Below are 13,400 nucleotides of genomic sequence, written 5' to 3'. Positions count from 1 at the left end.
ATATTTCCGAGCGGAGTCCAACCGCATTGACGTCGTGCGCGTACGAGAGCGGTTATCCCAGCAGCTCTTCAGGGGCTCCGAGCACACTCGATACTCTGCGCCCAGCCCGGGCCACGAGATCCCCGAAGTTCCGCTTCGCATCCTCGGCATCCAAGCGCGCCGTCGGCCCGCCAACGCTCAGTGCAGCACAGACATTTCCCGTGAAATCAAAGATTGGGGCGGCAAAGCCACGGATCCCCTCGCGGTTCTCGCCGTCATCGATCGCATAGCCCCGGTCGCGCGTCTGCGCCAGGTCGAGATAGAGCTGCTCAAATGAAGTGATGGTGCGCGCAGTGCTTCCCGAGAGCGACTCGGGAAGATGCGTCCGCCGAACATCACCGGGCAGCTGCGCGAGAATCGCCTTGCCAATCGCTGTGGCATATGCCGGCCGCGAATCGCCCACTTTGCTGAACATCCGAATCGGCTGCGGGCTATCCACCAGCTCGATGTAGACCACGTCCTTGCCGGAGAGCACCCCGAGATGAGCGGTCTCCCCTGACTCTGCAACCAGATCTCGCAACACCGGGAGTGCGGCGCGGCGATAGTCGAGACGGCTCAGGTACTCCGACCCCAGCTTCGCAGTCAGCATGCCCAGCGAGTACACCCCGAGCTCCTCATCGAAGTGCAGCAGATTCCTCCTGGTGAGCGTCAGGAGCATGCGCTGCGTCGTTGCTTTACTGAATCCCAGGATTCCGGTGCACTCAGCCAGCGTCACCCCCGGCCGGGGCGCCGCCGCAATGTACTCGAGGATGTCCACCGCCTTTTCCAGGCTCTGTGTTCCGGTCACTCGCTCCGCCGACGTCAGTCCGCCAGTCGAAATCACGCGCTCGCTCATGGATCTCCGCTCTTCTCGGTGACCAGCGCCCGCATCCTCGCGGGCGGCAACTCACCTTCTCATCATACGAACCGGCCATTGCTGATTCATTCGTGTTGACAACATTTCATCACTTATGAGACAGTGTTTCAAATTTGCAAAGACGCTCGCGGAGTTTCCCAGGCGCGTCGCCACCCGGAAAGGCGCACGACACCATGACCACGTTCCCGTTCGACCCAGTCAGCCTGCAGGATCTCGCTGGAGCGACACTCGGGCCAAGCGCCTCACCGGCACGACTCATCTCGGGCGCCCCGCGCGCACAAGAACTCGTGCTGCACGAGGACCCCACGACTGAAATCGGCATTTGGGAGATCACGGCTGGCAGTTTCCACTCGTCGAAGCTCGGAGTCTCCGAGTTCATGTACTTCCTGAGCGGGGCGGGCACCATTACTCGGGAGTCAGGCGAGGTCGTCCCGATCACCGCCGGCAGCTTCGTGTCACTCCCCGACGGTTCGCACGTGATCTGGGACGTCACCGAGCCCACTCGCAAGCTCTACGTGATCACCCAGACCGCAGCGTAGCCGCTCACCACCATGAACCCCAAGGATCGACGATGACCCTGAGCACCACCGGGATCCCGACCGTGCGTCCACCGAGGCGCAGGTTGTTCGAGCTCTCCCGCCTTCCCAAGTTCGCGCTCGCGCTCGGCGCGGCCGGCTTTTTCGTGATTTTCTTCTTCTGGCCCCTGCTGGATGTCGTCCTCCGCAGTATCAGCGTGGACGGCGTGATGGACTGGGCCCAGCCGCAGATCACCTTCGACCACTACCTCACGATCCTGCAAGATGAGTATCTGCATCTGGTCGAGTGGCGCACGATCGTCCTCGCGGTCAATTCAACGCTCCTGGCGCTGCTCCTCGGGTTCCCGGCCGCGTACTTCATCTCCCGCCTGCCCGCCAAAGCCGCCGGCATCATCCTCCTGCTCGTACTGATTCCGTTCCAGGTCTCGATTGTGGTGCGACTCTTCGCAGTCACCTCCATCCTGAGCCCCAACGGCCTCCTGAGCGAGGCAAGCCAAGCGCTCGGCGGGGAACGATTCTCGCTGCTGTACACGCAAGGTGGCACCCTCGTCGGCACTGTGATGTACCTCCTGCCCTACATGGTGCTCATTCTCTACTCAGGCATGACCAGCGTCGACCACAATGTGATCCTCGCTGCCCGCACCATGGGCGCCTCAGGGATCCAGATCTTCTTCAAGGTCTTCCTGCCGCTCGTGCGCACGTCGATCTTGAGCGCCGCTTTGCTCTGCTTCATCCTGGCGCTGAGCTTCTTCATCGTCCCGGCGATCCTTGGCGGGCCACGCGAGCAAACTGTTGCCGTCTATATTCAGCAGCAGATCGACCTCTTCCAGTGGGGCGTCGCGTCCGCACTCGGCGTGGTCCTCCTGCTCGCCACTCTCGTGCTCTATGTGGCCGTGATCCGCATAGGCGGCGGATTCCAGGCACCCGGTCTGGGCGCACAGGCGAAGGGCGTGAGCGCCGAGCAGCGCTTCGCGTGGACGCCAGGGACGGTCTTCACTGGAATCGTCACCCTGGTATCGCTCGCGGTATTGCTCATTCCCGTGCTGATCGTGTTTCCGCTCTCGGTCGGGGAGACACAGACGGTCGTGTTCCCTCCGCGTGGCTTCACGCTTGAGTGGTACGGCCAAGTGCTCACCACCACCACCTGGCTGGACCCCACAGTTCGCAGCTTGCTTGTCGCAACGCTGACTGGCATCGTCTCGACCGCGCTCGCGCTGTATCTCGCGCGCGTGGTGCAAACAGCGAAGTCGGAGCGCACGAAGCTGCTCATCTCGGGCCTCGCCTTCGCCCCGATCATCACCCCGGCAATCCTGCTGGCGATCGGCATCTACGCCGTGGAGCTCCGCCTCAATCTGGCTGGCACCATCCCCGGTCTCGTCTTCGCCCACACGGTGGTGGCGTTTCCCCTCGCCTTCGCGATGCTCAATACCTCGCTTGCCTCCCGCGGCCTCGACCTCGAAACAGCTGCGTGGACGATGGGCGCCTCGCGTACTTCAGCCTTCTGGAAAGTCACCGTACGCGGCATGGTGCCCACACTCCTCGCCGCCTTCGGTCTCGCCTTCGTCACGTCGTGGGACGAAGTCGTGCTGGCGCTCTTCCTCCAGACCGGGCCGGTGAAGACGCTGCCGGTCACCATCTATCAGTACCTCGAGAGCGGCATCGTTCCCGCCGTACCCGCGGTCGCCGCCCTGCTCACGCTGGTCGTCGTCGCCGTCATTATTATCCAGCGCATTACGCAGTCGCGGCGGTCAGCGGCAGCCGCACGTGCACACCAGAAATGAGGATCGACATGTCTTCCACACACGCGGCCGCGCCCACTGCACCAGCGCGCGGAGAGACGAAACGCGGAGAGGTCATCGTTGACCAGGTCAGCTGCGATTTCAGTGGCACGCGAGTGCTCCACGAGACGGACCTCACGGTCGAAGCCGGTGAGTTCTTCACACTGCTCGGCCCGTCAGGATCGGGGAAAACCACGCTCCTGCGCATCATCGCCGGTCTGATTGATTTTACTTCAGGGCGGATCGCCATTGATGGCGCCGACGTCACGAAGCTGCCCACCCAGCAGCGTGACATTGGGTTCGTATTTCAGAACTATGCGCTCTTCCCTCACCTCACCGTTGCCCAGAACATTGCGTTCGGGCTCAAGATCCGGAAGGTGCGCGGCCAGCAACTGATCAAGCGTGTCGACGAGATCCTGGAGCTCACGGAACTCGGCGCTCTGAAGGATCGCCATCCCGCGCAACTCTCAGGCGGTCAGCAGCAGCGCGTTGCCCTCGGCCGCGCACTGGCGCAGCGCCCGCGCGTACTGCTCCTCGATGAGCCGCTTGGCGCCCTGGATCGCCGCCTGCGCCAAGACCTGGGCTCAGAGATTCGGCGGATCCAGCAGGAATCGGAAACCACTGCGATCTACGTCACACATGACCAAGAAGAGGCGTACATCCTCTCCGACCGCATGGGGGTTATGGAGGCGGGGTACATTCGCCAGGTGGGCGCCCCACGCGAGGTGTATAGCGCACCCAACAGCGGTTTCGTCGCGAACTTCCTCGGTGAGACCAACAGCTTCGCCGGCGAAGTACGCGGGCGTGAACAGGGCGGTACGGTCGTTCGCGTCGGGGAGTTTGCTGTCATGGCAGCGGCGCAGCCCGGGCTCGCTCCCGGCGCAGGCTGCATCGTCAGCGCCCGTCCGGAACAGATCCGGCTCAGCGCCACTCTCAGCGATGTGCCAGCGGGGTACGACCCCGTTGCACGCGTCACGGTCACCGAAGCGCGATTCTTCGGCCAGAGCATCCGCGTGCGGCTCGCCGACGCGAACGGGAGCTACCTGGTCGATCTCGATTCCGCGGACCCGATTCCCGAGGCCGGATCACCCGCTGTGATGAGCATCCGCTCCCACAGCGCCGTCCTCCTCCCCCCAACCCAGTAAATGCATCCAAGGAAGGACACGCATATGAATTCACGCTTGACCCGCGCCGTCTCGTTCGGCGCACTGACCCTCGCAAGCGCGCTGGTGCTGACGTCGTGCAGTGCAGCAGACTCTGGCACCAGCGCCTCGAAAGAGGACGGCGCAGCCGCACTCTCCGGCGAGGTGCTCTTCTACGACACGAGTGGCGGTGACGTGTGGGAGGGGCTCAACAAGACGCTCTTTGCTGATTTCACGCAGGACACCGGCGTGAAGGTCATCGACGATTACAACGAGGCATCAACGAAGTTCTTCGCGGCCGCACAGAACGGCGCGGTCGACTGGAGCCTCGTGTTCCTGCCCTCGCTGAGCGATGCACAGCAGGCGGCCGATGCCGGCTACCTCGCAGAAATCGACACGAGCGTGGTTCCGGTGGATCAACTCGTCGAAGGCACCTATTCAAAGACCGGAATCGAAGTCGGCACCTTCGGCATGGTGCTGGCGTGGAACTCAGAGACCTACCCCGAAGGCAGTGCGCAGCCTCAGACCTGGGAAGATCTGTACGACACGAAGAAGTTCCCCGGCCAGCGGTGTTTCTTCAACAACCCTCAGTACGGCTGGACGCTCGAGTCCGCCCTGCTCGCCGACGGCGTTGCGGCAGACGATCTGTACCCGCTCGACACGGAGCGCGCGTTCAAGAAGCTCGACACGGTCAAGGACAGCGTCACCTGGTGGTCCAGCGGCGCGCAGTCGATCGAGAGCTTTGAAAACGGATCGTGTGACCTCGGGATTGTGTGGGCGAACCGCGCGTTCACCGCGAGCCAGAACGGCTTCCCCCTCTCCGTGAGCTGGGATCAGGCCGGTTACGCCAACAGTGTGTGGGCGATCCCCGCTGATGCGCCCAACCCTGAGGCTGCACAGGCGCTGCTGAAAAGCGTGATCGAGAACACCGAGGGCCAGGTTGCGTTCGCCTCCCGCGTGCCCACGCCTATTCCTGCCGCGAGCACCGGGGTCAGCGTCGGCGACTTCCCGAAAGACATCCAGCCCTTCCTCCCCGTTGGAGACAACATCTCCACCGCAATCACGCTCGACGCTGACTACTACAAAGAACACAACGCGGACCTGACGGACCAGTTCAACCGCTGGGTCGCGAAGTAACGAGTTGCGGGGGCTGGCGCGACACGTCCAGCGCGCCAGCCCCCGCGCACTGCACCACCACACACTGAAAGGGACTCCCCCGTGAGAATTGTTTGCATCGATGGCGAGCGGCAGTACGCTGACATCGTCAAGCGAGACGTGATCGAACCGCTTCGCGCAGCAGGCCACCAGCTGGACTGGTTCGAAGAGCGCTTCGAAGACGTCGACGCCACTATTGCCCGCGCGCAGGGCTACGACGCGGTGTACATCATCGCAGATCAGGGTCCGCTCCCCGAGCGGTTCCTCTCGTCTGTGCCCAGCCTCAAGCTCGTCAGCTTCGTCGGCACCGGAGCGCATCGCTTTGTGAACGTCGCCGAGGCAGAGAGCCTGGGGATCACCGTCACCAACGTCCCGGACTTCGCGAGTCGCAGCGTGGCTGAGCACGCCATCGCGCTGATGTTTAGCGTGGCACGGCGCGTGCCGGAGGGCGACCGTATCGTCCGCGCGGGCGAGTGGGCGAAGCACCAGGGCCTCAAACTGCGTGGCCGCACGCTCGGTGTTGTCGGGACCGGCGCAATCGGGCGCGAAGTGATCCAGATGGGTGCTGCGCTCGGCATGGACGTCGTGTTCTGGAACCGAACCGAGCGCCCGGAAGCGGAGGCCGAGCTGCCCGGTCGCCGCGTCGCACTCGACGAACTGTTCCGGGTCAGTGATGTGGTGTCGCTGCACGTGACGCACACCCCGGAAACCGAGGGGCTCGTGTCCGCTGAACTGCTCGGCTCGCTGAAGCCATCGGCGATCCTCGTGAACACCGCCCGTGACGAGATCCTGGATCGTACAGCGCTCTTCGCGCTGCTGCGCGAGGACCGGATCTTCGGCGCCGCCCTCGATGTGTTTGAGACCGAGCCACCCGAGATCAGCGAGCTGCCCCTCGATCACCCGAATCTGGTGCTCACGCCGCACATCGGCTTCCACACCGATGAGGCTGACGAAGTGTTCGCCATCGCGGGCCGCAACATCATCGCTTTCGCCGACGGCACTCCCCGCAACGTCGTGCACAGCATCACCCAGTAGTCAGGAAACACAGACTTGAAGGAAGTAATGGACGTCCGTCACGCCACCCACCCGGATGAAATCGCGAAGATGACCGACGAGGAGCTGCGCGCCCGCTTTGTCATCAGCGATCTCTTCGAGGCTGGCCGCCTCACTGTCGTCTACAGCCACGAGGATCGCATGGTGCTCGGTGGCGTGCAGCCGGTGCCGGGAACCACGCTCACGCTCGAGAACTACCCCGAGCTGCGCGCCGAGTTCTTCTGCCAGCGACGCGAGCTCGCGGTCACCGCGCTCAGCGGCAGCGGCACGGTCACGGTCGACGGAACCGAGTACGAACTCGCATACATGGGGGCGCTCTACATTGGGCGCGGTGCTCGCGAGATCACCTTCGCAGCGGCGACGGCTAACACGCGGTTCTTCCTGTCGTCAGCGGTCTCCGAGACGGCGCACCCGACAACGCTCGTACCGGCAGCTGACGCGCTGACCACGCAGACGGGCGAGCAGGAGCACGCGAACCGGCGCACTGTGCGCAAGCACATCCACGAGGACGGAGTCTCGAGCAGCCAGCTGGTGCTCGGGATCACGGCTCCCGAGACCGGCAACGTGTGGAACAGCATGCCGCCGCACACGCACGACCGGCGCACTGAAGTCTACGTGTACTTCGATCTCGCCGAGAATGAGCGGGTGTTCCACTTCATGGGGCTGCCCGGCCACACCCGCCACCTCGTACTCAAGGACGGCGACGTGGTGATCTCCCCGGCCTGGTCGATGCACTTCGGCGTTGGCACCACGAACTACTCGTTCCTGTGGGTCATGGCTGGCGAGAACCAGTCGTTCGCCGACATGGACCAGATCGCGGTGCCGCAGATCTAAGCCCTGGCCAACACGACAGCGGGGGTGTACCGAAGTTCGGTACACCCCCGCTGTCGTATGCGGCCCGCTCCAGGACTCCGCCCGGCCCGGCCTCCGAAAGCTACGCCGCTCGTTCCCTCCGCACGGCGAGAGCGGTGAGCACGAGCCCTGCACAGGCCCAGAGCGTGAGCAACACCGCCGCACCTCCAGCGCCAGCCGCGCCGGTAGCAACGGCCTGGAACCCAGACAGTGCTGCCCCAACGGGGCTCATATCCCCGATCGCCGCGAGCGGACCCGGCACGGTCGATACGATTCCCACCGCGAACGCCACGACGAGCAGCACAAACGCGATAAACCTTCCGAAGCCGCCGAACAGTGCAGACAGGCCCTGCACCAGCAGCGTAAACGCGACACCGGCGAGCAGCGCGAGCCCGAAGAACTCGGCCCCCTGCGCAAAGCCGTAGCCGAGCGCGATCGGCAGCACGAGGCCGGCGATTGCGCCCTGCGCCGCGCCAAGTCCGAGCGCGGGAAGCGCACTGCGGAACGTGATCGCGCCCACACCGCGGGCCGCTTCACGCGTGCGTCGCCAGAGTGGCGCAAGCATCAGGAATGCCGCCAGCGCACCTGCCCAGAGCGCGATGCCCGCGAACAGTGGCACCCCAGAGGCGTTGAACAGCTCGTCGCTGCCTCCCTCCGCTTTCACTGGCGTGAGCGCCGTCTCGGCGAGCTTGTCGCGCTGCGACTGCGAGTAATTCGGGATCCCGCTCACGGCCTCACCGAGGCCCGTTGCGAGCTCAGAAGCGCCTTCTGCAGATTTTCCAGCACCATCGGCGAGCTGAGACGCACCCTTGGCGAGTTCAGGCGTCTGCGCGGCGAGCTCTGACGTCCCTGCCGCAAGGCCGGACGCACCCGTGGCCAGCCCGGAGGCGCCGCCCGCGAGCTCCGAGGCGCCACCGGCCAGCTGCGACGCACCGCCGGCAAGCTGCGACGCACCACCAGCCAGCCCCTCGGCTCCGACAGCGAGCTGCTCAGCACCCGCGGAGAGCTGCACCCCAGCGCCTGCGAGCTGCTCAGCGGCACCGGCTGCGGTATCCGCTCCAATTGCCGCCTGCCGCACGCCGCCGGCAAGGGCACCCCCTGTGCTTTCAACTGTTCAACCGGGGACTCTGGGGCCGAGCTTGATGCGCCCTGCAGCTCGGTGATGAGCTGACCAAGCTGTGCGGCAACCGCGCCCGGATTTTCAACGGGAATCGCGCCGGCCTCAATGGCGGTCTTCAGCTGGGTGAGGGGTTCGATCGCGGCTCCGGCCCCGGCCTGCAACCCGGTGAGGGCCTCGTTCACGCCGCTCGTATAGGCTTCGACACCGCTCGCGAGCCCGGCAAGGCCCGGGTTCGTCTCCGTCCCATCGCCCGTTGCGAGTACACGCGCGCCAGCGGAGTACTGCGTCAGTCCGTTGGCAAACCCGCTCATCCCGGGGTTCGCTGCGGTCCCGTCCCCGGAGGCAAACAACCGCAGACCCCCGGCGAGCGTCCCGGCGCCGCCGGCAAGGTCGTTCGCCCCGGACGAGAGCGATCCTGCGCCCCCTGCGAGTTCCCCAGCGCCGGACGCGAGCGATCCCGCCCCCGAAGCCAGCTCCCCTGCTCCGCTCGAAAGCTGCTGCGTACCGTCAGCCAACTGCTGCGTGCCGTCAGCGAGCTGATTCGCCCCGTCTGTGAGCTGCTCCCCGCCGTCGGCCAGCTGAGTAGCGCCATCAGCGGCTTCACCAATGCCCTTGTGCAGCTCGGTCATGCCCACAAACACGCTGCCGACGAACTGCTCACCCAGCTGCTGATTCAGTACCGTGGTGGCGGTCTGGGTCACGATTCCGGACAGCGCCGTATCGATCAGGCGGCCGCGGTCGCTCTCCGCGATGTCGATCGTCGCTTGCTCTGCGTCGTCTGGGTCTCCCGACAGGGAGGTTGCCGCAGCCGAGAAGCTCTCCGGGATCGTGATCACGGTCGCGTAGCGGCCGTCATCGAGACCAGCGGTGGCGTCTTCTTCGTCAGTGAGCACCCACGTGAAGTTCGTCTGATCGTCCGCGGCCTTTTTCTTCGCGTCACCGATCAGTTCGCCGGCGAGCACGCGGCCCAGCGGCACGAGCTGCCCATCAACTTCCACGGCCTCGTCGTTGTTCACGATCGCTGCGGTGACCGTGTCGAGCCGCTCGGTCGGATTCCAGAGGCCCCAGAGCAGGACACCCGCGACCGTCAGCGGCACCAGCATGAGCCCGACGATCGTGGTCCAGCGCACAGGCTTGCGGCCGGACAGGCGGGAGAGTGCGGCGCTCATCGGGCGCCTCCTTCGTGAATCGATGCTGCGGGAAGACTGTGTGCTCGTGCCGGACCGTGATCAGATGCTGGATCGGCGACCGACGCGGCGGCGCTCGCTGGCATCACGAATCGTGTGTCGCCGGGCAGGATCCGCTGCGCAAGTTCGCGTTCTCCGAGCACCACAAGTGTGAGTTCGGGGGCCGCGGAGCGGAGGTTTCAACGGTGCGCGCTGCGAGTCCAGAGCGCATCGCGTCAACGAGCGCGAGCGGAAGGGGCCGCTCCGCTGCCGCGCGCAGATCCAGCACCAGCACCGACGGGCGTTCTCCGAGCGCCTCGCGCAGCGACTCTGGTGTGGCCCACGCCGATCGGGCGCGCAGCGACGAGGCGCGCTCCGGCAGCAGGAGACCAGCGACCTTCACGGACCCTCGGGTCACGGGTGCGCGGCCGACCACAGCTTCCGCAAGCGGCAGGCTCACCGGATCACGCGGATCGAGCACGAGCACGTCGCCGGGGGCAACGCGCAGCTCTGGCAACTTGGCCGTTGCCCCGATCTGCGCCCGCTCACTCGCGATCACCGCGGTGGGCTGATCCGCTGGCCACTCTGCGTAGGCGAGCTCCCGCGCGAGTCCCTCGCCCTCGACATCGAACGAGGGCAGCACTTTGGCGAACCAGCGCGGCATCCACCACGCGCGGTCGCCGAGCAGCGCAAGCACGGCAGGAACCAGGGTCATGCGCACAATGAACGCGTCCACGAACACTCCGACAGCGAGGCCGAGCGCAATCACCTTGATACTCGGATCGCCTTCAGGAACGAAGGCCGCGAACACGGCGAACATAATCAGCGCGGCCGCCGTCACCACCTTTGCACTGCCAACGAACCCCCGCCGGATCGCGTCCTGCGCATTCGCACCGTGCACGTACTCTTCGCGGATTCGAGCCACGAGGAACACTTCATAGTCCATCGCAAGGCCGAACAGCACACCCATCAGGATGATCGGCATGAAGCTCAACACCGGGCCGGCCGAGTGCACGTTGAGGAGATCACCGAGCCATCCCCACTGGAACACTGCCACGACCGCGCCGAACGCGGCGCCAACGGAAAGCAGATACCCGAGCGTTGCCTTAATCGGGACCCACACGGAGCGGAACACCATGGCGAGCAGGATCAGCGATAGCCCCACTACCAGGATCCCGAACGGCAGCAGCGCCTCCCCCAGCAGGTGCGACACGTCAATGCCGACGGCGGTGAACCCGGTCACCGCGAGACTCACACCATACTTCTGCTCCCACTCATCATGGTGGGATCGGATCTCGGCAACGAGTTTCTCGGTGCTCTCCGACTGTGGGCCGTCCTCCGGTACCACCTGAATGATGCCGGTGTCTGCGTTCTGATTCGGAGTTGCGAGCGGCACATCTGCCACGCCAGGGAGCGCCCGAACTTCGTCGGCGAGATCCTCCATCAGGCCGAGCGGATCCTCGCTCGTGATGATCGAGCCGGTGAGGATCAGCGGGCCGTTCGCGCCCTCACCAAAGTGCTCACCCGTGAGTTCGTAGGTGACCCGAGCCGGGTTCGTCTCTTCGAGCGTCTCGGCGCCCGGGAGAGCGAGCCTCAGACTCATCGCTGGCAGCGCGGCGGCGCCAAGGCCGATGAGCACCACGAGGATGGTGACGATCGGCTTCGCAGTGGCCAGTCGGACCCATCCGCCAAAGAACCGGTCCGCTCGGCTCGGACCGGCCGCGGCCGGTGCTGGCGCGGTCGCCTTCGCTGGCTTTGCGGCCTGACGGGAATCCGTGAGAGCCGGGTGGTCGCCGCTATCCGGTCCGGCTGTCGCTTCCGCCTCCGTGAATTCGAGCGCTTGCCCCGTCGCCGCGAGATACGCGGCGCGCTGCTTCTTGGGCAGGATCTTGACGCCAGCCATGGCGAGCACGGCGGGCGTGAGCGTGATGCCGATCAGCACTGCGATGCCAACACCTGCGGCGGCCGCGACGCCGAGCGCGGTGAGGAACGGGATCCCCGCAACGGCGAGGCCGAGCAGCGCGATGATTACCGTGAGGCCGGCAAACACCACAGCAGATCCGCTGGTTGCGGTAGCGCGCGCAATGGATTCGTTCACGCCCAAGCCCGCGCGTAGCTGCTCTTGATGGCGGCTCACAATAAAGAGGGTGTAGTCGATGCCGACGGCGAGGCCGAGCATCAGCGCGAGCATTGGAGTGGTCGAGGTCATGTCCGCGAACGCGGTCGTGACGAACAGGCCAGCGATGGTGACGCCGACACCCAGGATCGCAATGAGGAGCGGCATGCCCGCCGCGAGGAGTGACCCGAGTGTGAACAGGAGCACGATGAACGCGATCACCACACCGAGGGCCTCGGTGATCGTGAAGCCAGGAATGGAGACCGAAAAGAGGTCGCCGCCGTAGGAAGTTTCGGAGCCGGCAGGGAGTGCGTCCTGCAGCTCAGCGGAGACCCGCGTGATGCCGTCGCTCGTCTCCGCCGGTGTATCGCTCTGCGTCGCATCAATCTGCACGGTGAGCAGTGCTGCGCGGCCGTCATCGCTGAGCCCGGTCGCGCCCTGGTCGGCGAAGGGATACGAGACGGCGTTGACCTGCGGCAAGTCCGCGAGTTCCTCCGCCGCAGCCACGATCTCCTGCGTGAACGGAGCTGCGTCGACTCGTTCACCCTCCGGCGCGACGACGATGATCGTGGCGCTCGTGCCACTCACCTCGGGGAACGTACGTCCCAGAGTGTCGATCGCCTCTTGCGATTCAGTACCTGGAATCGAGATCGGGGCATTGGCACCCTGCGAAAACAGGCCAGCGCCGATCCCCAGCACCGCCAGCAGCGCGATCCAGAGGATGAGGACGAGCTTCCGTGCACCGGTGGCCCACCGGCCAATCGCATAGAGCAGGGTCGACATGCGTGGTGGGGCCTTCCGATCATGAACGGACGATACACGAGCGTATCCGTTTCGATACACTAATGTATCCGGCCTCCGCTTCGAACCAGCTGAACGTGAGAAACTACGCACTATGACCACCCAACCCGCGAGCCACGTGGCACCCGCCACCGAGCTACCGCCGAGCGCGCGACGCCAAGAGACTCGCACTCGTTTGCTCGACGCGGCGATTGAGGTGTTCGCGGAGGCCGGCCTGCAGGGTGCGGCAGTCGAGGCCATTTGCGCGCGGGCCGGGTTCACACGCGGGGCGTTCTACTCGAACTTCGACAGCAAAGAACAGCTCTTTCTCGCGCTGCTCACGCGCGAGTTCGAACGTCGCGCGGCGGACCTCGCAGTGAAAGCACAGGAGCTGGAGCCCATTCTCCGCGAGCGAGCCGGTTGTGTCTCCCCCGCTGAGGCAGCCAGCTACATCGTGCAGTTCTTCGCACCATCGCAAGATGCCACCGCGTGGTTCGTACTCGAGGCGGAGTTCTTGCTGCTTGCGATGCGGGATCCGGCCCTCGCGCCTGGCCACGACGACTTCATGGACAATTTCTACGCGAGCATCTCCGGCGTCGTGGAACGCGTCCTCACAGCAGCCGGGCGGCGCTTTGTCATCCCGGTAGAGCGTGTCATCCCCGTGTTGAGCGGGGTGTACGAGCAGGCGCTGCGCGTCACGGCGCTTGCAGGCGAACGCTCGTCCGAGGCGTTCGAGCAGCTGGGCGATCGACTCGCGGAGCTGCTGTTCGCCTTGACCGAAGAGATGTAAGGCGCCCGCCCACTCCT

General features: G+C 65.2%; 10 protein-coding genes and 2 pseudogenes. 7 read left to right on the top strand and 5 right to left on the bottom strand.

Going from position 1 to position 13,400, the window contains the following annotated elements; translation table 11 throughout:
* Positions 1-52: 52 nt before the first annotated feature.
* Positions 53-874 carry an IclR family transcriptional regulator gene (locus tag K1X41_RS09685; RefSeq protein ID WP_132205395.1) on the bottom strand — a complete coding sequence of 274 codons (822 nt, stop codon included), beginning with the start codon at positions 872-874 and terminating at the stop codon, positions 53-55.
* A 194-nt stretch (positions 875-1,068) separates the two neighbouring features.
* Between K1X41_RS09685 and K1X41_RS09680 the strand changes: the two genes are divergently transcribed.
* The 6 genes from K1X41_RS09680 to kduI all read left to right on the top strand — a co-directional run bounded on the left by K1X41_RS09680 (position 1,069) and on the right by kduI (position 7,393).
* Positions 1,069-1,434, top strand: coding sequence for a cupin domain-containing protein (locus K1X41_RS09680; protein WP_220174465.1), 366 nt, complete (start codon positions 1,069-1,071; stop codon positions 1,432-1,434).
* A 32-nt stretch (positions 1,435-1,466) separates the two neighbouring features.
* Positions 1,467-3,212 (top strand): ABC transporter permease, encoded by a 1,746-nt coding sequence (locus K1X41_RS09675; protein WP_220174464.1) that lies wholly within the window; start codon positions 1,467-1,469, stop codon positions 3,210-3,212.
* Positions 3,213-3,220: 8 nt separating this feature from the next.
* On the top strand, positions 3,221-4,354 hold the full coding sequence (locus K1X41_RS09670) for an ABC transporter ATP-binding protein (RefSeq protein WP_207907449.1): 1,134 nt from the start codon (positions 3,221-3,223) through the stop codon (positions 4,352-4,354).
* Positions 4,355-4,378: 24 nt separating this feature from the next.
* A complete protein-coding gene (locus K1X41_RS09665) occupies positions 4,379-5,488 on the top strand; it encodes an extracellular solute-binding protein (protein ID WP_165875657.1) in 1,110 nt (369 codons plus the stop codon).
* A gap of 81 nt (positions 5,489-5,569) precedes the next feature.
* Complete coding sequence (locus tag K1X41_RS09660) at positions 5,570-6,541, top strand: 2-hydroxyacid dehydrogenase (RefSeq protein ID WP_132205403.1); 972 nt, start codon at positions 5,570-5,572, stop codon at positions 6,539-6,541.
* Positions 6,542-6,568: 27 nt separating this feature from the next.
* Positions 6,569-7,393: a 5-dehydro-4-deoxy-D-glucuronate isomerase gene (kduI, locus tag K1X41_RS09655; RefSeq protein ID WP_220174463.1), complete on the top strand. Its 825-nt coding sequence runs from the start codon at positions 6,569-6,571 to the stop codon at positions 7,391-7,393.
* 100 nt (positions 7,394-7,493) lie between these two features.
* On the opposite strand, the gene K1X41_RS09650 is transcribed toward kduI, so the two are convergent.
* From K1X41_RS09650 to K1X41_RS09640, 4 genes and pseudogenes are all read right to left on the bottom strand, one after another.
* Complete coding sequence (locus K1X41_RS09650) at positions 7,494-8,141, bottom strand: ABC-2 transporter permease (protein WP_220174462.1); 648 nt, start codon at positions 8,139-8,141, stop codon at positions 7,494-7,496.
* 87 nt (positions 8,142-8,228) lie between these two features.
* Positions 8,229-8,423: pseudogene (locus tag K1X41_RS15700) on the bottom strand (hypothetical protein); the annotation flags it as partial.
* A gap of 545 nt (positions 8,424-8,968) precedes the next feature.
* Positions 8,969-9,634, bottom strand: a pseudogene (locus K1X41_RS15695) (YhgE/Pip domain-containing protein); the annotation flags it as partial.
* A 169-nt stretch (positions 9,635-9,803) separates the two neighbouring features.
* A complete protein-coding gene (locus K1X41_RS09640) occupies positions 9,804-12,596 on the bottom strand; it encodes an MMPL family transporter (RefSeq protein ID WP_258566424.1) in 2,793 nt (930 codons plus the stop codon).
* Positions 12,597-12,708: 112 nt separating this feature from the next.
* Here K1X41_RS09640 and K1X41_RS09635 point away from each other — a divergent pair, with 112 nt between their 5' ends.
* Positions 12,709-13,383, top strand: coding sequence for a TetR/AcrR family transcriptional regulator (locus K1X41_RS09635; RefSeq protein ID WP_133616397.1), 675 nt, complete (start codon positions 12,709-12,711; stop codon positions 13,381-13,383).
* The last annotated feature ends 17 nt before the right edge of the window (positions 13,384-13,400 follow it).

The sequence above is a fragment of the Leucobacter luti genome (assembly GCF_019464495.1).
Taxonomy (GTDB): Bacteria; Actinomycetota; Actinomycetes; order Actinomycetales; family Microbacteriaceae; genus Leucobacter; species Leucobacter luti_A.
The sequence above is the reverse complement of the archived record's forward strand: the minus strand, read 5'-3'. Positions and strand labels throughout refer to the sequence as shown.